At 60.6% G+C, this 19,476-nt stretch carries 14 protein-coding genes and 1 pseudogene; 6 read left to right on the top strand and 9 right to left on the bottom strand.

The features are described 5' to 3' along the window. Positions 1 to 16: 16 nt before the first annotated feature. Positions 17 to 880 carry a MipA/OmpV family protein gene (locus ACQZ5N_RS18075; protein ID WP_448733686.1) on the bottom strand — a complete coding sequence of 288 codons (864 nt, stop codon included), beginning with the start codon at positions 878 to 880 and terminating at the stop codon, positions 17 to 19. Between the two features lie 287 nt (positions 881 to 1,167). Between ACQZ5N_RS18075 and ACQZ5N_RS18070 the strand changes: the two genes are divergently transcribed. Next, complete coding sequence (locus ACQZ5N_RS18070; RefSeq protein WP_448733685.1) at positions 1,168 to 4,137, top strand: bifunctional [glutamine synthetase] adenylyltransferase/[glutamine synthetase]-adenylyl-L-tyrosine phosphorylase; 2,970 nt, start codon at positions 1,168 to 1,170, stop codon at positions 4,135 to 4,137. 65 nt (positions 4,138 to 4,202) lie between these two features. Further along, positions 4,203 to 4,529 (top strand): MazG nucleotide pyrophosphohydrolase domain-containing protein, encoded by a 327-nt coding sequence (locus ACQZ5N_RS18065; protein WP_448733684.1) that lies wholly within the window; start codon positions 4,203 to 4,205, stop codon positions 4,527 to 4,529. Between the two features lie 260 nt (positions 4,530 to 4,789). On the opposite strand, the gene ACQZ5N_RS18060 is transcribed toward ACQZ5N_RS18065, so the two are convergent. From ACQZ5N_RS18060 to pepN, 3 genes are all read right to left on the bottom strand, one after another. Further along, positions 4,790 to 7,126, bottom strand: coding sequence for a PAS domain-containing sensor histidine kinase (locus ACQZ5N_RS18060; protein WP_448733683.1), 2,337 nt, complete (start codon positions 7,124 to 7,126; stop codon positions 4,790 to 4,792). Between the two features lie 237 nt (positions 7,127 to 7,363). Beyond that, positions 7,364 to 7,684, bottom strand: a complete 321-nt coding sequence (locus ACQZ5N_RS18055; protein WP_448733682.1) for a carboxymuconolactone decarboxylase family protein — start codon at positions 7,682 to 7,684, stop codon at positions 7,364 to 7,366. Positions 7,685 to 7,812: 128 nt separating this feature from the next. Beyond that, the gene (gene pepN / locus ACQZ5N_RS18050) at positions 7,813 to 10,461 is read right to left on the bottom strand and encodes an aminopeptidase N (protein WP_448733681.1); all 2,649 of its coding nucleotides are present in this window, start codon (positions 10,459 to 10,461) and stop codon (positions 7,813 to 7,815) included. A 440-nt stretch (positions 10,462 to 10,901) separates the two neighbouring features. On the opposite strand from pepN, the gene ACQZ5N_RS18045 reads away from it, so the two are divergent. Next, entirely contained in the window at positions 10,902 to 11,837 is a 936-nt protein-coding gene (locus ACQZ5N_RS18045) for a DMT family transporter (RefSeq protein WP_020808650.1), read from the top strand. A gap of 433 nt (positions 11,838 to 12,270) precedes the next feature. On the opposite strand, the gene ACQZ5N_RS18040 is transcribed toward ACQZ5N_RS18045, so the two are convergent. The 4 genes from ACQZ5N_RS18040 to ACQZ5N_RS18025 all read right to left on the bottom strand — a co-directional run bounded on the left by ACQZ5N_RS18040 (position 12,271) and on the right by ACQZ5N_RS18025 (position 15,927). After that, positions 12,271 to 12,462: a hypothetical protein gene (locus ACQZ5N_RS18040; RefSeq protein WP_003509784.1), complete on the bottom strand. Its 192-nt coding sequence runs from the start codon at positions 12,460 to 12,462 to the stop codon at positions 12,271 to 12,273. Positions 12,463 to 12,613: 151 nt separating this feature from the next. Next, positions 12,614 to 13,513, bottom strand: coding sequence for a uracil-DNA glycosylase (locus tag ACQZ5N_RS18035; RefSeq protein WP_448733680.1), 900 nt, complete (start codon positions 13,511 to 13,513; stop codon positions 12,614 to 12,616). A 43-nt stretch (positions 13,514 to 13,556) separates the two neighbouring features. Continuing rightward, positions 13,557 to 14,855 (bottom strand): Hsp70 family protein, encoded by a 1,299-nt coding sequence (locus ACQZ5N_RS18030; RefSeq protein WP_448733679.1) that lies wholly within the window; start codon positions 14,853 to 14,855, stop codon positions 13,557 to 13,559. Between the two features lie 283 nt (positions 14,856 to 15,138). After that, positions 15,139 to 15,927 carry an SDR family oxidoreductase gene (locus tag ACQZ5N_RS18025; RefSeq protein ID WP_174056539.1) on the bottom strand — a complete coding sequence of 263 codons (789 nt, stop codon included), beginning with the start codon at positions 15,925 to 15,927 and terminating at the stop codon, positions 15,139 to 15,141. 193 nt (positions 15,928 to 16,120) lie between these two features. Between ACQZ5N_RS18025 and ACQZ5N_RS18020 the strand changes: the two genes are divergently transcribed. Then, complete coding sequence (locus ACQZ5N_RS18020; RefSeq protein WP_448733678.1) at positions 16,121 to 17,041, top strand: cation diffusion facilitator family transporter; 921 nt, start codon at positions 16,121 to 16,123, stop codon at positions 17,039 to 17,041. A gap of 57 nt (positions 17,042 to 17,098) precedes the next feature. On the opposite strand, the gene ACQZ5N_RS18015 is transcribed toward ACQZ5N_RS18020, so the two are convergent. Beyond that, on the bottom strand, positions 17,099 to 17,911 hold the full coding sequence (locus ACQZ5N_RS18015; protein WP_448733677.1) for a hypothetical protein: 813 nt from the start codon (positions 17,909 to 17,911) through the stop codon (positions 17,099 to 17,101). 343 nt (positions 17,912 to 18,254) lie between these two features. Here ACQZ5N_RS18015 and ACQZ5N_RS18010 point away from each other — a divergent pair, with 343 nt between their 5' ends. Both ACQZ5N_RS18010 and ACQZ5N_RS18005 read left to right on the top strand, forming a co-directional pair. Then, a complete protein-coding gene (locus ACQZ5N_RS18010) occupies positions 18,255 to 18,968 on the top strand; it encodes a DNA helicase (RefSeq protein ID WP_448733676.1) in 714 nt (237 codons plus the stop codon). A 122-nt stretch (positions 18,969 to 19,090) separates the two neighbouring features. Continuing rightward, positions 19,091 to 19,391, top strand: a pseudogene (locus ACQZ5N_RS18005) (cation transporter); the annotation flags it as partial. Positions 19,392 to 19,476: the final 85 nt, after the last annotated feature.

Here is a 19,476-nt window from a genome sequence, read left to right as displayed (position 1 = left end):
TTCTCCTGCTCGCGGTTTAGAACGTGTAAGCGACGCCCACCATCGCAAATGGCTGAATATCTTTCTTTGACAGGGGGCTGTCCTTGGCATCGCCCAGCAGGAAGCCGACGCCGCCCGTGCCGGTGATCGACCAGTTCTCGGTCATAAGGTAAGTGACGGAGGCGCTGGCGTCGATGCGCTTGAAGCCTGATTTCGCGTCGAAGCGGCGCAGGCCCGAGCGGGCGGACTGGGCCGAGGTGACGCCGAAATAGGATTTCATGTGCTTGTCGTCCGCCCAGGTGGCGGAGAGGTCGGCGCCAAGGATGAACTGATCGACCTTGTGCGAGACGCTGGCGCCGATGGTCGCGGTCAGGCCTTCGCTGCCGTCGATGGTCTTGTCCACCTTGGCGTAGATTTCGAAGGGGTCCACGCCATAAGCGATGACGCCGCCGACCACGCCGGCCGCCTTGATATCGCCCATTCCGCGCAGGTTTTTCCTGTCGTCCTTTTCCTTGCGCCCAGCCTCCCAGCCGCCCTTCACACCCAGCCTGAAGCCGTTGTGGTTCAGCAGGTTGACAGTGACGCCGCTGAAATCGATGCTCAGCGTATCGCCATATTCGATGGAAACCAGCGGCACGGCGCCTGCTTCCAGCTTGTCCGAACCCTCATATTTCGGGGCGTAGGCAGCACCGACACCGAGTGTGATCTTCCAGTCGCTGGAGCTGCTGTAGCGGGCATTGTCGAAATTGCCCTGCGGATCGGCCACCCGGTCCGATTTGCCGATATCGGCGGCAAAAACGGGGGTGCAGACGGCCTGCGCCATGGGCAGCGTCGTCAGGCAAAGGGCTATCGCGCGCAGGTTCTTTTGCAATTTCGCTGTAAAAATCTGTTTCATGATCATATCCGTTGCAACATCGAGCGTTGGAAAACCGGGGAGTCGGGTTTCGTTGAGGCTGACGCTACGCGGGCACAATTGCGGAGACATTACGGGGTACGGCGCTTTGGAAAACATCGCCGTCGGCGGTTTTATGATCGCAAAGCGGCCTGCATTTGTTACAACGCCACATGCATGCGCCGGGAGGATTCTAAGAGGTGCGGCGGCAGGGACGTTTCGGGTGCGGCGCATCCGGTCCTGAAAGCCGCATGTCGGGGAGCGGCGATAGGATAGTCGGAAGAGGGAGAGACACAGTGACGAAACGGGAAACCGCCGAAAGGCGGCTGAGCGAGGTTCTGCCGGGCGTGATCCGCCCCTATACGCAGACGGAACTGAAATCCGTTCTTTCGACGCTGAAGGATATCGGCAAAAGCGAGCCGGCGGTGGCCGCGCTGCTTGCCGGGGAAAGTGCACTCAAAGAGTTTATCGCCGCGGCTTTCACGCTGTCCCCCTATCTGCGTGACATGGCGTCGGCGGATGAGGGGCTTTTGTCGCTGGCGATGTCGAAACCACTCGAGCCGCTGCTGGCGGGTCTCGTCCATGAGGCGCGCGATTGCTGGAAGCCGGGCGAAGAAGGCGGGGTGCCGAGCGAAAACGAGGTGATGTCGCGGCTGAGGGTAGCCAAGCGGCGGCTCTCTTTCATCGCAGCACTTGCCGATCTCGCCCGCATCTTCACCGCGCGCGATACGACACGCTGGCTGAGCGACATGGCGGATGCATCGCTTTCCGCCGCCATCGATCACCTGCTGCTCGCCGCGCATGAGAGCGGCAAGCTGAAACTGAAAAATGTCGCAGCCCCGAGCGACGGGTCGGGCCTCATCGTGCTCGGCATGGGCAAGCTCGGCGCGTGCGAACTGAACTATTCTTCCGATATCGACGCCGTTGTGTTCTTCGAACCCTCAGCCGGCATCATGGACGATCCCTATGATGCGACGGAGAATTTCGGCCGGATGATGCGCCGTCTCGTGCGCATCATGCAGGAGCGCACGGCCGATGGTTACGTTTTCCGCACCGATCTGCGGCTGCGGCCCGACCCCGGCTCGACGCCGCTCGCCATTCCCGTAGAGGCGGCGCTGCTTTATTATGAGGGCAGGGGGCAGAACTGGGAACGCGCCGCCTATATCAAGGCGCGGCCGGTGGCCGGCGATATCAAGGCGGGTGAGAATTTCCTGCGCGAACTGACGCCCTTCATCTTCCGCAAATATCTCGATTATGCGGCGATTGCCGATATTCATTCTATCAAGCGGCAGATCCACGCCCATAAGGGCCATGGCGCGATTGCGGTGAAGGGCCACAACGTCAAGCTTGGGCGCGGCGGCATCCGCGAGATCGAGTTCTTCGCGCAGACACAGCAGCTTATCGCCGGCGGCCGCATGCCGGCGCTTCGGGTGCGTGCAACGCAGGAGGCGCTTGCGGCGCTCACCGAAGCGAAATGGATTGATGCCGAAACGCGTGACAGCCTGACGGACGCCTATTGGTTCCTGCGCGAAGTGGAGCACCGCATCCAGATGGTGCGCGACGAGCAGACCCATGTGCTGCCCGACACCGAAGCCGAATTGAAGCGCATCGCCTGCATGCTCGGTTTCGAGGACACCAAGGCCTTTTCGGAAAAGCTGGAACAGGTGCTGCGGCTGGTGGAGCGGCGTTATTCGGCGCTGTTCGAGCAGGAGGTGAAGCTGTCAGGCGAGGCCGGCAATCTGGTCTTCACCGGCCAGAAGGACGATCCCGATACGTTAAAGACGCTCTCCGCCCTCGGTTTCGAGCGGCCGGAGGATATTTCCCGCGTCATCCGCACCTGGCACAATGGCCGTTACCGGGCGACGCAATCGGTGGAGGCGCGCGAACGGCTGACGGAGCTGACGCCGGACCTGCTGCGCGCCTTCGGTGAAAGCAAGCGGGCCGATGAGGCGCTGCTGCGTTTCGACAATTTCCTCTCCGGCCTGCCTGCCGGCATCCAGCTCTTTTCGCTGCTCGGCAACAACCCGGCGCTGCTTGACCTGCTGGTGACGATCATGTCGTCCGCACCGCGCCTTGCCGAAATCATCGCCGCCCGCCCGCATGTGTTCGACGGTATGCTGGACCCGGCATTGATGAGCGACGTGCCGACGCGCGATTATCTAGCCCATCGTATGGGAAGCTTTCTCTCCAATGCCCGCCACTACGAGGATATTCTCGACCGGCTTCGCATTTTCGCTGCCGAACAACGCTTCCTCATCGGCGTGCGGCTGCTGACCGGCGCAATCCGCGGCGAGGTCGCCGCCCGCGCCTTCACCCATCTTGCCGATCTTGTCATCGAGGCGGCGCTGAATGCGGTTCTTTCGGAAATGGAAGCGGCGCATGGGCTCTATCCCGGCGGGCGCGTGGCTGTTATGGGCATGGGCAAGCTCGGCTCCTTCGAGCTGACGGCCGGTTCGGATGTCGATCTCATCCTGCTTTACGATTATGACGATGCCGCCCATGAATCGACCGGCGCAAAGCCGCTCGATGTGGTGCGTTACTTCACCCGCGTCACGCAAAGGCTGATTGCGGCGCTTTCGGCCCCGACGGCGGAGGGCGTGCTTTACGAGGTGGACATGCGGCTTCGCCCCTCGGGCAACAAGGGCCCAGTGGCAACCCGCATTTCCGCCTTCGAGAAATACCAGCGCGAGGAAGCCTGGACCTGGGAGCACATGGCACTGTCCCGCGCTCGCCTGATCTGCGGCGATGCCTCGCTGATGGAGGATGCGCGCCGCATCATCGCTTCCATCCTGTCGCAAAAGCGCGATATGGCCAAGGTCTCGGCCGATGTGCTGGAGATGCGCAGCCTGATCGAGCAGGAGAAGCCGCCGGAAAACAACTGGGACTTCAAGCTCATCAATGGCGGGCTGATCGACCTCGAATTCATCGCCCAATATTTGGCGCTGGTGGGACCGGTAAAGGGGCTTGCCGCGCATGAACCGGGGCGCAACACGGCCGAAGCGCTGCAGGCGCTCGCCGCCCCTGTCATGGAGCCGCAGGCCTTTGATGATTGCATGGCGGCGATGGCGCTCTACACCGAAATCTCGCAGATCGTGCGGCTGTGCATCGATGGCGCCTTCAACCCGAAGGAGGCGCCGGCGGGCCTCACCGATCTCGTCTGCCGGGCGGGGGATTGCCCTGATATTCCCACATTGGAGGGGGAGGTGAAGCGGCTGGCGAAGGCGGTGCGGAAGGCGTTTGTGGCGACGGTGAAGAATGGTGGATAGGCGTCACGGCTATGTCACAGGCACCCCATAGCATCGCGTCGTGAACGAACGTATCGGGGAACACCATGAGACCACTTGCCGACAATGCCACTCTTGGAGATTTGCAGTTTTATGTCGCACAGTCTGAAGCCGAACGAGGCTTCAGTGAAGAGACGACTTTGCAGAAATGTTTGCTGCTCGGTGAAGAAGTAGGTGAGTTGTTCAAGGCAATTCGCAAACACGAAGGTCTGGCTCTCGACCCGGACAGCGTGACGACGCCGATTTCCGAAGAGTTGGCCGATATCCTCTTTTATCTTTGCGCCGTTGCCAATCGTTACGAAATCGATCTGGCAGAGGCATTTCGGGAAAAAGAGCGGATCAACGAGACGCGTTTCTGGAAGGCGGCCGTCTAAAGTTTCGGGCAACGCATTCGTGGCGTTGGTGAAAAACGGTGGGTGAGGCTTCACCCCCCTCTGCCCTGCCGGGCATCTCCCCCTCAAGGGGGGAGATCGATATGCGGCACTCTTCAGCCCATCTCTAACGTTGCGAATGAGCGAGCGTTAGCTCCCAGCTGATCTCCCCCCTTGAGGGGGAGATGCCCGGCAGGGCAGAGGGGGGGATTGCGCACTCGACCTTTACATATTGCAGAACAGTCAGCGCATCCGACGCCACCTCAATGCACCGTCCCGCAGCCCCCCGCCGCATGCGGAATGATGATCGTCACCACCGTGCCACGGCCCTCACACGAGCGGATTTTCATCGTGCCGCCATGCAGCTTGACGAGCGAGCGGGAAATGGCAAGCCCGAGGCCGGAGCCGCCCTGGCTCTTGGCATATTGGCTCTGCACCTGTTCGAAAGGCTGGCCGATCTTGTTGAGCGCCTGGGCGGGAATGCCGATGCCGGTGTCTGCGATGGTGAGGATCATCGCGGCCTGATGCACATGGGTGCGCAGCGCGATGCGGCCGCCATCGCCGGTGAATTTCACGGCGTTGGAGAGCAGGTTGAGCATGATCTGCTTCATGGCGCGACGGTCGCCCTGCATGGTCAGCCCAGCGCAAACCTTCTGCTGCACGGTGATGTTCTTCTGCTCGGCCTGAATGGCGGTCAGCCGCAGCGTCTCTTCGATCAGTGGCGCGAGATCGATGGTCTCGCGGTTGATGCGCATATGGCCCGCCTCGATCTTCGACATGTCGAGAATATCGTTGATGACGTTGAGCAGGTGTTTGCCGCTATCGTGAATATCGCGGGCATATTCGGAATATTTCGGCGAGCCGACCGGTCCGAACATTTCGTTCTGCAGGATGTCGGAAAAGCCGAGGATGGCGTTGAGCGGCGTGCGCAGCTCATGGCTCATATTGGCGAGGAATTCGGATTTCGCCCGGTTGGCGGCCTGCGCGCGTTCTTTTTCGGCGAGATAATTGGCGTTGGCGTCGGAAAGCTCCGTCTTCTGCCGCTCCAGCTTGTGCTGCGAGGCGGAGAGATCGCCGATGGTGGCCATCAGCCGGCGCTCGGAATCGCGCAGCCGTTCCTGATGGCGCTTCAGAAGGGTGATATCGGTGCCGACCGAGACGAGGCCGCCATCGCGGGTGCGGCGTTCGTTGATCTGCAGCCAGCGGTCATCGGCAAGCTGCACTTCCGTGGTGCGCGACAGACCGGACTGGTCCGGATCGGCAACGCGACGTTCAACGACGGGACGGGCGGCCGCGGCATAGACGGTGCTTTTTTCCGTGCCGGCCACCAGCACGCTGTCTGGCAGGCCATAGGCCTTCTGGTAGTGGGTATTGCACATCACCAGACGGTCGTTCTTGTCCCACAGCACGAAGGCTTCCGAGGTGGATTCGATGGCGTCGGCAAGGCGCTGGTCGGCCTCGGCGTAGCGTTGTGCAAGGCGGTGCTGCTCGGTCACATCCATGGCGATGCCGATGACGCGCGGGCCGTTATTGGTGCGGATGACCTGGGCGCGGGCGCGCAGCCAGACATAATGGCCCTTGGCATGGCGCATGCGGAAGATTTGATCGATCTGGCGCAGGTTGCCGCAGCCGACGGCGCGGGCAAGCTCATAGAGATTGCCGTCTTCGGAATGCATCATCCGCGCCGCGTCGGAGAAGGAGAGCGGTGCGGCCTTCGGCGGCAGCCCGAGAATTTCGTAAAGCGAACCGGACCAGAACATGCGCCGGGTGGAAAGATCGAAATCCCACAACCCGCAGCGGCCGCGAGACAGCGCGGTCTCAACCCGCAGGTTGGATTCGGCGAAGATATCGTCGGCGTCGCGGGCGCGCTTCACCTGCATGTAATAAGCATAGAGCACGACGAGCAGGATCGAGGAGATGCCAGCGAACAGCGTCACGTTCATGGCGATTTCGCTGCGCCAGAAGGAACGGATCGGCTGCAGCGAGCGGGCTGCGATCACCATCGCGCCATCGTCGCCGAAGGGGATCATCGTCGCATAATGCTGCTGGCCGTCAATATTGGTCTCGATGGTGCCGGGCGCGCCGGGGAAGCGCTGCACGATGGCGATTTCCGGAAGCAATGCCGGCAGCGACGTGCCGATATAAAGCATCGCTTCCTTGCCGGCGCCGGCGAAAATGCGGCCATTGCTGCCCGAAAGAAGCACCATCGTACCGTCGGCGAGGCTGCCGGACGGCAGCGCCGCGACGAGGTTGGCTTCGGCACGGGCGCGATCCTGCGCGGTGAAGACGGTATCGTTGTTGAGAAGGGCAGCTTTGGCCGTCAGCGCCGTCAGCGCCGTGGAATGGCGGGCGGCCTCTTCCATGCGGCTATATTCGGCAACGATGCCCAGCATGCGCGAGGCCGCGACGACGACGAGAAAGGCGAGGATGAGAATGGGGATCAGGCGTTTCAGCAGGGTCTCGACCTGCGGCATCGGGCGGTCGGAGCCATTCATCAAACCCATCAGGTCGCTGGAAAGCCTTTCGCCCCAGGCCGCAAGATCAGAAAATTTGGCATACGGCCGCTCATCGCCCGCAGTCGCCCGCCGCACGTTCGTCATTGTCCCGCCTTCAAGATGTCCCCAGTGATTCGAAGCGCCGCCGCTCGAATATGACTAGTGAATCAAATGCGATTCGCCGTGTCCAGAGGCAAAAGTTAAAAGAATTTTAACCCCTTGAACCGACTCCGTATTTTTTCGGGACGGTCTGTTTCCGCTTTGGCGGAGGCGGGAATTATGAACGAAATCAGTGAGCCGGCAATCCGATCCGGTTGTTGCGGAACGCGGGAGAAACAGGCTTCATGCTCCGTCGAAGACGGTAAGAGCGGGGCCAAGCGCGCTGATCACGCCATTGCCCGCAGCGGGAAGACCGGTCAGCACCGCGCTGATGATATCGTCACGGCTTGCGCCCCGCACCTTGGCTTCCATCACGTGAAAGGCGAGGCCGCTTTCCAGACGCAGGGCGGCAAGAATGCCGATATAGATCAGGCTCTGCGTCTTCACGTCGAGCGTGGACGCCGCCCCTAGACCCTGCACGGCCTGAAACCATGCCGCCTTGTGGGCCGGAGCATCGGTCATGAAGCGCTGAAACGAAGCGCTGGTCTTGGACATGTCCGTCATCTGAAATTCCTTTCCGGTCTTCAGCCGTTCCCGGCCTCTCGCGCACCATCATGTCGCGCAACGCAATACGCCGCCTTGATGGCGATCAAGACGGCGTATCGGCATTGTCCGGAGTTTTGGCGGGGCGGTCAGCCCTTCAGGATGCGCCCGACGATGTCGCTTACATCCGTCGACAGTCCCTTGGCGTCGGCGATCGTCGAAAGCGCCGCCTTGGCGTGTTCGGCGCGGCTTGCCTCCAGCGACCGCCAGGAGCGCATGGATGTGAGAATGCGGGCGGCAAGCTGCGGATTGCGCTTGTCGATGGCGATGATCTGCTCGGCCAGGAACCGGTAGGCCGCGCCATCGGCGCGGTGGAAACCGGTCGGGTTGGCAAAGGCAAGCGTGCCGACGAGCGAGCGTACCCGGTTCGGATTGGTGGCGATGAAATGTTTCGATTTCATCAGCGCCTTGATCCGGTCGAGCGCACCGTCGCCCGGAATGGCGGCCTGCAGCGAGAACCACTTGTCGAGTACCAGCGCATTGTCGGCAAAGCGCGTTTCGAAGGCGGCAAGCGCTTCCTTTGTTTCCGTGCTTTCCGGGAAACGCTGGGTCAGCACGCTGAGCGCATGCGCAAGATCGGTCATGTTGGTGGCGTCGGCAAAAGCCTTTGCCGCGCGGGCCGGCGTTTCCTCGGCAAAGGCGAGGAAGGTCAGCGCACCGTTACGCAGCGAACGGCGTCCCGCACTTGCCGCATCCGGGCTGTAGGCCTCGCCGTCAGCCGTGCTGTCGGCAAGCCGCCGCAGCGTTTCGAGCCCGGCTGTCGCAATGGCCTTGATGGTGGCGTTGCGCGCCTTGTGGATGGCGTCCGGATTGTTGTCGCCGCCCATTTCACGGGCGATATCCGTTTCGCTCGGCAAGGCGAGAGCCTGCGCCCGGAAGGCGGGCTCAAGCGCGTCGTTGCCGATGATTTCGATGAGCGTTGCGGTCAGTTCCGCATCCGTTTGAACATCCTTGCCACCCTGAACGGCCCTGGTGGCGGCAATCAGCGCCGGCAGGGCAAGATCGGTCAGCGCCTGGAAGCGGGCGAACATATCCGTCTCATGCCGCGCGATCTGCACCAGATCGGCCGCATTCTGCTCGAAATCCAGATTGATCGGTGCCGAGAAGCTGCGGTTGATCGACAGCACCGGCCGCGAGGAAATGCCGGAGAAAGAGAATGTCTGGTTGCGTTCGGTCAGGTGCAGCACGCCGTCGCGATAGTCGCCACCTTCGACGGTCTGCGGTTCGGCGATCTGGCCATTGTCGAGGATCAGCGCCAGCGACAGCGGAATATGACGCGGCTGTTTCACCGGCTGGCCGGGTGTCGGCGCGGTCGTCTGTTCCAGAGTGAGTTTGAATGTGGACTTGCCCGCATCATAAGCCGAGGAGACGGAGACGAGCGGCGTGCCCGCCTCGGTGTACCACAGCGAAAACTGCGAAAGGTCACGGCCGCTGGCGTCCGCGAAGCTCTTGACGAAATCCTCGACGGTGGCGGCTTCGCCGTCATGGCGCTCGAAATACAGGTCCATGCCCTTCTTGAAGTCGTCCGCGCCGAGGATCGTGGCGATCATGCGGGTGACTTCGGCACCCTTTTCATAAACGGTCGTCGTGTAGAAATTGTTGATTTCACGATAGGTATCGGGGCGCGGCGGATGCGCCAGCGGGCCGGAATCCTCGGGAAACTGCTCCGATTTCAGATGGCGCACATCGGCGATGCGCTTGACCGGGCGCGAGCGCATGTCGGCGGAAAATTCCTGATCGCGATAAACCGTCAGGCCTTCCTTCAGGCAGAGCTGGAACCAGTCGCGGCAGGTGATGCGGTTGCCGGTCCAGTTGTGGAAATATTCATGCGCGATGATGCGCTCGATATTGGCGTAATCCGCGTCGGAGGCGGTTTCCGGGTCGGCCAGCACGAATTTGTCGTTGAAGACGTTGAGACCCTTATTCTCCATCGCGCCCATGTTGAAATCAGACACGGCGACGATCATGAAAATATCGAGGTCGTATTCGCGGCCGAAGCGCTCTTCGTCCCACTTCATCGAACGCTTCAGCGCGTCCATGGCATAGGCCGCACGCGGCTCCTTGCCGTGCTCGACGTAAATCTTCAGCGCCACGTCGCGGCCGGATATGGTGGTGAAGGTATCTTCCACCACGCCGAGATCGCCGGCGACGAGTGCGAAGAGATAGCTGGGCTTCGGATGCGGATCGAACCATGCCGCGAAGTGACGGCCTTCGTCGTAATTGCCGCCGCCGAGGAAATTGCCGTTCGAGAGCAGCAGGGGATTGCCTTCCTTCGCCGCGATGATCGTCACCGTATAGGGCGCCAGAACATCCGGCCGGTCGGGGAAATAGGTGATGCGGCGGAAACCTTCCGCCTCGCATTGGGTGCAATAGACGCCATTGGTGCGGTAAAGCCCCATAAGCTGCGTATTGACCTGCGGATTGATATAATTGGTGACGCAGATTTCGAAGGGCGCCTCCGCCGGCAGGTCGCGGATGGTCAGGCTCTCCGGCGTTGCCTCATATTGACCGGCGGGAAGTTCCACCTGGTCGAGCAGCAGGCTGGAAAGCTTCAGCTCGTCGCCATCCAGAACCAGCGGCGCCTGCCGCTCAGCACCTTCGCGCCGGTGAAAGATCAGACGGGCTTCGACCTTGGTATTCTTAGGGTCGAGTTCGAAGGTGAGATCCACCCGCTCCAGAACGAAATCGGTGGGGCGGTAATCTGCCAGGTGAACGATCTGGCCCGTGTCTGTTCGCATGACTGTCCCTGAATAACTTTGCGTGGTCTTCCCGGCATCATGTCGTCATAAGGCCCGGATGTAAAATGGGTAGAATATTCGTCACGTTCATGTGCGCGTCGGAGGACGTTCTGTCCCGCCATGGAAGGCTTTGCCGGCCATGCAGACAATCCTCCCGCCGCCGGACCTGTGGACCATGGCAGCAAATGTTGAACGATTGCTGAAATTATATTTTATTTTCTTCAAATTTTAGCGCGCGTCGCTTTTGGTTTGCATCATTTCCGCAGCCACGAAAACAATACCTCCCCAAATCAACGGAATTCACGGGTAAATCACATTTTTTGTTGTAAAGCGCCGGGGGAATGCTCTAGCCTTGCGCAAATCCAATTCCCCTGCGTCGTCCTCCCCGCATGAAAAATCTTCCGATGGCGTGTTTGCGCAGCCGATATGAGTAGTTGCCAATGAACGCCGAACCGATGAATCCCTTTCGCGGGATTAGCCTGAAGCTGATTTCGGTCGGCTTTTTTCTTGTCATGCAGACCTGTATCAAGGCCGCAGGCGATGTGCCTGCCGGCCAGATCACCTTCTTCCGTTCTGCTTTCGCCATTCTCCCGATTGTCGTCTATCTGGCGTGGCTGCATGCGCTGACCAGCGCGCTGCACACCAATAATCTTTTCGGCCATTTCAAGCGCGGTTTTCTGGGCATCCTGTCCATGGCCTGCGGCTTTTACGGGCTGACCATGCTGCCGCTGCCGGAATTCATCGCCATCGGTTATGCCTCGCCGCTTCTCGCGGTCGTTTTTGCCGCCGTCATCCTGCATGAAAAGGTGCGCATCTATCGTTGGAGCGCGGTCTTCGTCGGTATGACGGGCGTGCTGGTGATTCTCTGGCCGAAGATGACGCTGCTGAGGGAAGGCGGTTTTGCCGCCGGTGAGGGGCTGGGGGCCATTGCCGTATTGTGCGGTGCGGCGCTCGGCGGTCTGGCGATGATCCAGGTGCGGCAACTGGTGGAGACGGAAAAGACGCCGACCATCGTGCTCTATTTTTCGCTCACCGCCACCCTGCTGTCGCTCGTCAGCGTGCCCTTCGGCTGGAGCGCGCTGAGCATGCCGCAGGCCATGCTGCTGATCACCAGCGGCATCTGCGGCGGGGTTGCGCAAATCTTCCTGACGGAGAGTTATCGGCACGCCGAAGTCTCGGTCATCGCGCCCTTCGAATACAGCTCCATCATCTTCGGCATCGCCGTCTCCTACATTCTGTTCGGAGATATTCCCACGGTGACGATGCTGATCGGCACGGCGATCGTTATCCTCGCCGGCATCTTCATCATCTTTCGCGAGCATCAGCTGGGTCTGGCAAGACGAGCGGCCCGCAAGGCCTCGACGCCGCAGGGGTGAGGGAACCCAAATCTGCGTGTCTTGCCTGTTTCCAGGACAAGCGCGCGGCATTCTCAACCACCGAATTTCACGAAAAATGCTTCTCCTCCGTCATTCCGGCCTTGAGCCGGGATCCAGCCGATGCGGCTCTCACGCGGCGAGAAGAGTCTTTTCAGCCCAAGGACTTGGGCTGGCTGGATTCCGGCTCAAGGCCGGAATGACGGATTGGATGACGCATGGTGGAAGACAAGATTGAGCGTGCCGTTTTTCGCCTCAACCGGCGTTAACGGAAGAAGGGGCGGCTGGGCGCGCACTACAACCTTGTGACTCGGTTCAAGACTTCGTCGCAGCCTTTCGTAAAAAAACCACGCAAAAGCAAAAGGCGCCTTCCCGAAGAAAGACGCCAGCGCGCAATCATATCTGTGGACCAGCGCTAGACTGGCCTGAGTACTTCTCAGCGCTCGCGGAAATCCGCGAAGACTGCCGAGGGACGCGTCACGCGGACCTGCTGCATGGCAGCGCGTGCGGTCATCTGTTCGTTTGCGGCAGCGCCGAAACGATGGTAGCCCTGACTGGAGCGAGGGCCGAGGCCCGCCAGGCGGAGCGTTTCAAAGCCGGAATGTACCGGACGGAAGCGAGTGGTCATTGCCTTGGTTCCTTAAACCTATTCCTCCCAAGACATGGGGCCTATATCGCAGCGCAGCATGGATTCGGCAAGCTGAGCAAATGCGCCGCTGTTATGCGCATTGTGCATGGCTTTTTTCATAATTCATTTACATTGAGCAAGAATAAGGCAATCAGCCTTCGGCAATCTTTGCCTGAAAAGCCGATAAATCCTGCCATGCCAATGACTTGCTGGCCGGCGCATTCAAAAGTTCCTGCGGATGCAGGCTGGCCAAAGCGGGCAAAATCAGGTGTCCGGCTGCGACATCACGCCACTGTCCGCGCAGCGTATGGATCGTGCCGGTGCCGCCAAAGAAGAAACGTGCGGTAAAGTTGCCGAGAAGCAACAGGTGTTTCGGCTCCGCAAGGGCGATCTGACGCTCGATGAAGGGGCGGCAGATATCCATTTCGGCCTGAGTCGGCGGGCGGTTGCCCGGCGGCCGCCAGGGCACGACATTGCCGAGCATGATGGTACTGCGCTCAAGGCCGATGGCTGCCAGCATGCGGTCGAGCAACAGCCCGGTCTTGCCGGCGAAGGGCAGGCCCTCGCGGTCGTCATCGGCATCCGGCATCGGGCCGATGACCATGATGGCGGAGGCGGGGTCGCCTTCGGTAAAGATCGTATTGCGCGCGCTGTTCTTGAGGTTGCAGCCGCTGAAACTGTCGAGTGCGGTTTTCAGCTCGGCAAGCGACCGCGCGCTTTCGGCTGCAAAACGCGCCGCCGCCACGGCCTGCTCGTCCGGCATGGCGACATTCTGCTGAATGGCGGGGGCCGCCGGTGCGCCGCGCGCCGGGGCGTTGCGCGTCGCCGCCTGCCGCTGAGGCGCATCGGCACGGTGGTCCGCCGGCCTTTCCATCTGGCGCGAAGCTGCTGCGGCCTCCTGCGCAGGCGCGGATCGGGCCGGGCGGGCGGCGGCAAATTCGGCGAAACGATCAACCGGCTGGTCCTCCAGCAACCAGTCCACGCCCGCATCCGCATGGAAATGCAGGAGGGCGGCGAGTTCGGCCGGGGAGAGGTCGTGAGCGGCGATCATGGGCGGAAATTACCCCATGTTCCCCGCCCGGGAAACCCGCAAATCACACTGTCCAGCGCTGAATGTCGCCGCTTTCGCCGATCATGGCGAGACCATGGGCAATCGAGAGCAACTCGCCGCCGCTTTCGATGCGGTCGGCGTCGAAACGGCGGGTGAAAAGCTCCCGAACCGCCGGCACGAAGGAGGTGCCGCCGGTCAGGAACACCTTGTCGATGGCATCGGGCGCGACTTTCGTCTTTTCCAGAACCTCGTCGAGCGCTTCTTCTATCTTGGCGAGGTCTTCGGCGATCCAGTTGTTGAAATCGCTGCGCTTCACCATCTTGCGGCCGGCCTTGCCCAATGGCGCGAAGTTGAATTCCGCTTCTTCCGCCGAGGAGAGCGCCATCTTGGTGGCGGAAATCGCCTGATAGAGCGGGTAACCCTCGTCATGTTCGACCAGATCGATGAAGAGTTCGAGCTTTTCCGGCTCCAGCGCCGAGCGCACCAGCGATTTGAGGTCGGTGAACTCCTTCGAGGTCTTGAAGATCGACAGCTGGTTCCAGCGGCCGAAATTCACGTAATAGCCGGAGGGCACGTCCAGTACCTTGTCGAAGCTCTTGAACTTGCTGCCCTTGCCGATTTCCGGCGAGACCAGATTGTCGATCATGCGGAAGTCGAAATGATCGCCCGCCACGCCGACGCCGGAATGGCCGATGGGGGTGGCGGAAAGCTTGCCGGCATGGGTTTCGAAGCGGATCAGCGAATAGTCCGTGGTGCCGCCGCCGAAATCCGCCACCAGCACATTGGCGTCCTTCTTCAGGCTCTGGGCGAAATAATAGGCGGCCGCCACCGGCTCATAGACATAGTGGATTTCCGGGAAACCAGCGCGGGTGAGCGCCTCGTTGTAACGGGCGAGCGCCAGTGTTTCATCCGGATTGCTGCCGGCGAAACGCACCGGCCGGCCGGCGATGACGGTGGAGACGTCCCCCGGCCATTCCTCGCCCGCATAGGCCTTCAGCTTGCGCAGGAACACGTCCATCAGATCCTCGAAGCTCTGGCGCTTGGCGAAGATCAGCGTGCCCTGAAACAGCGGCGAGGCGGCGAATGTCTTGATCGATTGCAGGAAACGGCAGTCACCGGCATTGTCGATGAATTGCCGGATGGCGGCATGGCCGGCTTCCACATGCAGGGCGGCCGCACCAAGGCCGGCATCCTTCATGAAGGAGAGCGCCGTGCGCATGCTGTCATCCGTGCCCGCGCTGCTGGTGAAGCGCATGGAACGGCTGGCGCCGCCCGTGTCGGAAAGAGCCATGACCGTGTTGGTCGTGCCGAAATCGAGGCCGAGAGCCCGCTTTTGCGTCATCGCCATATCCTTGTTGCCGATAGAAACACCCGCCCGGCCTGAAAGGCGGCCCGGCGTGAAAATAAGGGATGCCTTTGGCACCCCGATGTCAGAGGAGGGCGGTTGATTGCACAGGGCAGACGGAATGGCAAGCGTCGCCGGTCTTTTTTAAGCGCTCGCCGGCAACCGCCACGCAGGCCGCAACGTTGCGGCAATCTTGGCGGTTGACGGTAAATGGCAAGATCATTCTCTCATAAAGGGCGATAATGCCGTGTGGCGGCTTTAAGCCATTTTGTGCCGCGCCTTAATTCGACTTCGCCGCGCCGCCATCCACCCGCAGCATCGTGCCGGTGATATAGCTTGCCGGAACCGAGCAGAGGAAAGCGCCGGCGGCGCCGAATTCCTCGACCGTGCCGAGACGGCCGGCCGGAATGCTCTTGACGGAAGCCTCGCGAATTTCCTCGACGCTTTTGCCCAGACGCTTGGCGTTGGCGCCATCGAGTTCATCGATGCGGTCGGTATGGATACGGCCGGGCAGCAGCAGGTTGGAGGTGATGCCGAAGGAGGCCACTTCGGAGGACAGCGTCTTGCTCCAGCCGACCAGTGCGCCACGCAGCGTATTGGACAGCGCCAGATTGGCGATCGGCTCGAACACGCCGGAGGAGGCGACGGTCAGGATGCGGCCGAAACCCTGTTCCTTCATCTGCGGCAAAAGCGCATTGGTAAGCGTGATGACGCGCATCACCATCGACTGGAAGAAGGTATCCAGCTTGTCGGCCGTCATCTCCTGCGCAAGGCCCGGCGTCGGGCCGCCGGTATTGTTGACGAGAATATCGATGCCGCCGAGCTTTTCCCTGACGGCCTGAACCATGGCCTCGACGAAATTGTCCTCGGCCAGATCGCCCCAGACCCAGTCGGCCTTGCCCTTGCCGAGCGCATTGATCGCCTTGCAATTCGCTTCCAGCTTTTCGCCGCTTCTGCCGACAAGAAGGACATGTGCGCCTTCTTTCGCCAGCGCGGTGGCAATGCCCAGCCCAAGGCCGCGAGAGGAGGCGAGAACGAGGGCGCGTTTGCCGGAAATGCCGAGATCCATGGGTTTTGTCCTGTCTTGTGAGTGCTCAATGTGCTGTTTATAGAGCATTTCCAAGAAAAGTGGACCCCGGTTTTCCGCCTGGAAATGCTACAAAACAAAGAGTTAGAGCGTTTTCTCGATTCGAGGAAATTCGAGGAAAAGAGAAAACGCTTCGAGCAAGGCAGCGTCCGGTTTCGAAGGTAAAATACACGTCATGACAGAACAATCCCTGCTCAAATTCTCCATTGCCGTCACGGTTCTGCTGGCGCTCTTCGGCATCGGCGCAGGCCTGTTCTCCGGCTCCTTCGCCGTGGTTTTCGATGGTATCTATGCGCTGACGGATGCTTTCATGACGGTGCTGGCGCTGCTTGTCGCACGGCTGATCGCCGCTTCCGCCGCGCCCAAACCCGGCGGTCGGCTGGTGGAGCGTTTCACCATGGGCTTCTGGCATCTGGAGCCGATGGTGCTCGGGCTTAACGGCACGCTCCTGATGGGGGCGGCGATCTACGCCCTCATCAATGCCGTCGACAGCCTGATGGATGGCGGCAGATCGATCGAGTTCGATTACGCCATCGTCGTCACCTTCGTCAGCTTCGCCGTCTCGCTCGCCATGGCATGGTTCGTCAAACGGCAGAACCGCCGGCTGAAATCCGCCTTTGTGGCGCTGGACGCCAAAAGCTGGCTGATGAGCGCGCTTCTGAGCATGGCGCTCTTCGTCGCCTTCGCCGTGGGCTATGGGCTTACGGGAACGGCGCAGGCATGGCTCGCACCCTATATCGACCCGGCCGTGCTGGCGCTGGTCTGCCTCGTCATCATTCCCATGCCGCTCGGCAATGTGAAACAGGCGCTCGCGGACATTCTTCTGGTCACCCCGCTGGAATTCAAGCAGCATGTGGACCGGGTGGCGGCCGAGACGGTGGAGAAATTCGGCTTCTCTTCCCACTACTCCTATGTCGCCCGTGTCGGCCGCGGCCGTCAGATCGAACTCTTTTTCATCGTCCCGAAGAACTGGCCGCCCCGGCGTCTGGAGGAATGGGACGCGATCCGCGACGAGATCGGCGATGCGCTGGGCGGCGAGGGGAGCGACCGCTGGCTGACGATTGTGTTCACGACGGATGAGGAATGGGCGGTTTGAGTGGGGAATTCTGAGGGGCGGGGTTGCAGCCCCTTTGCGTCAACCGGGTATGAGCAGCTACCGATCCATCGCGCAAAGCCCGTCGCAATTCTGGTTCATGAAGAGCGATTTCAGCGCCTGCGCCTTATCGCGTTCAAGCCCGGACAGTTCCGGCAAAATCGTGTCGATCTGGGTGGCCATGGCGGTTCGGTCGGCAAGGGAGGTCGCGGCGACCACGGGAATGGCGCTGGCATTGAGGGCGTTCAGCAAAATGAGCCGGTTCTCGGATCGCAAATTCGGTGAGCGCAGCATAAGGGTCAGTCCGGTAAACTGCTCCATGATGCCAAGGCGCATCTGGTGCAGGCCATCGCGGCGCGCCTTGTTCATCTGATCGGCAGGAAGCACGGCGACAAAATCGGCAATCGCCTCCAGCTGAGCCGCCTGGACATGTAATAGATAGGCTCCGGCGCGTGCGATTTCGTCCTGGTATTTGAACGTATTTGCCGCTGTGTCCGGAAGACTGCCGTTCTGTGGGGTAAACAGTGCATAGGTTTTAAGAACGGCGCCCGCATTCGCGCCGATGGCGATGAGCGCCGGAACATCGGCGGACCGGTATGGCTGCCTGCCAAGGGTCCCCTCCACATTCCAGAGCCGGTCCAGCACCTTCGCATGAGCGGGGTTGGACAATCGCGGTAAATCTCCCTGCGCGCGCGTTTCCCGTGCGAGCGTGTCGAGGCCCTGAAATGCTGCGGCCGATTCGTTTTGATTGGCGGAAGAGACATCGGCCTTTGCCACCAAGGGCATCGCGCCAAACCATGACAATAGCAACAGCGCGGGAATCAATCGCTTCAAGGTGGCGTTCTCCTCAATTGAACTGACGTTCTTTTTCATGGTGCATGACAGGTTTTATGGTGCCCGCAACTCGAGCGCAACATCAGGTAGCAATTCCGACGGCCTGCCGGCCGGTTATCGTGGCCTGTTTTGCCGCTATAGAAGTTCGACAAAGGCGTCCTGCTTTATGAGGACAGGATCCGGTAACTGCGATGTGGCGAATGGCTTGCGCCCCTTGCTGCGAATCGCGCAACCCGCTAGCTTTCAACCACAGGCTAGACCCAAGCCTCCCCCCTCCTTTCGGGAAAGCATCGCACATGCAGGGTGACGCCAAATCATCGAACCATCTGTTCGAGCATCGCATGAGGAGGGGTTGCGTTTCGGCTCGCAATGGAGGTCTTTGATGAAACTTTCTGCACCGATATTTCAGCTTAAACGCCGTGCAAAGCTCATGGCGCGAAACAATGATGTTCCACTGAACGAAGCGCTGGATCAGATCGCGCAAGAAGAGGGCTTTGCAAGGTGGAGCATGCTGTCGTCCCGGATGTCTTCCGGGCCACTTTCCGAAACGGTACTTTCCCGTCTCGATGCCGGCGACCTGTTATTGCTCGCCGGCCGACCGGGGCAGGGCAAGACCATGCTTGGTCTTCAGCTTCTGATCGATGCGGCCCGGGACGGCCGCAAGGCGTTTCTGTTTACGTTGGAATTGACCGAAAAACAGGCGGGAAAATATCTCCAATCGCTTGAAAGGGAGACTGGCGGCTTCGCCAACCAGGTTCAGATTGTCACTTCCGATGAAATTAGTGCGGACTATATCATCGATCGGATGTCGGGGTCGCGACCGGGAACAGTCGCGGTGATCGACTATCTCCAGGCGCTGGATCAACAGCGGAGCAAGCCCGTTCTTTCCGAGCAGCTACGAGCCCTCGGTGATTTTGCGCGACGGTCAGGTTGCGTTCTGGGCTTCATTTCGCAAATCGACAGATCGTTCGATCCGGAAAGCAAGCGGCTTCCCGACATCCGCGATATTCGTCTTCCCAACTTCGTCGATCTCGGCCTTTTTAACAGGGCGTGCTTCCTCCACGACGGCGAAGCGCAACTTCAGGACGTCGCCTGATTGCCTGCCGCGACTTGACGGGTCGCGGCAGTCACTCTCCTGAAATCTGGTTGCGACATAGCGCGGACAGGTACGTGAAACGATGAGAAGACGGCAGCAAAATGCCACGTCGCTGTAGAAGCAATGTGAAACAGGCGCTGGCGGGCATACTTCTGATGGCCCGCTGGAATTCAGGCAGCATGTGGACCGGGTGGCGGCCGAGACGGTGGAGAAATTCGGCTTCTCCTCCCACTATTCCTATGTCGCCCGCGTCAGCCGCGGCCGTCAGATCGAACTCTTTTTCATCGTGCCGAAGAAATGGCCGCCCCGGCGTCTGGAGGAATGGGACACGGTCCGCGACGAGATCGGCGATGCGCTGGACGGGAGGGGAGCGACCGCTGGCTGACGATCGTGTTCACGACGGATGAGGAATGGGCGATCTAGCAGAAGTATGGGTTGGTTAAATTTATCAAAGACTAAATGCGGCCCCCCCTGATTTCAGTGCTTTGGAAGAAGCGCACAATTCAAT

The organism is Agrobacterium sp. 22-221-1 (assembly GCF_053522445.1).
The sequence above is the reverse complement of the archived record's forward strand: the minus strand, read 5'-3'. Positions and strand labels throughout refer to the sequence as shown.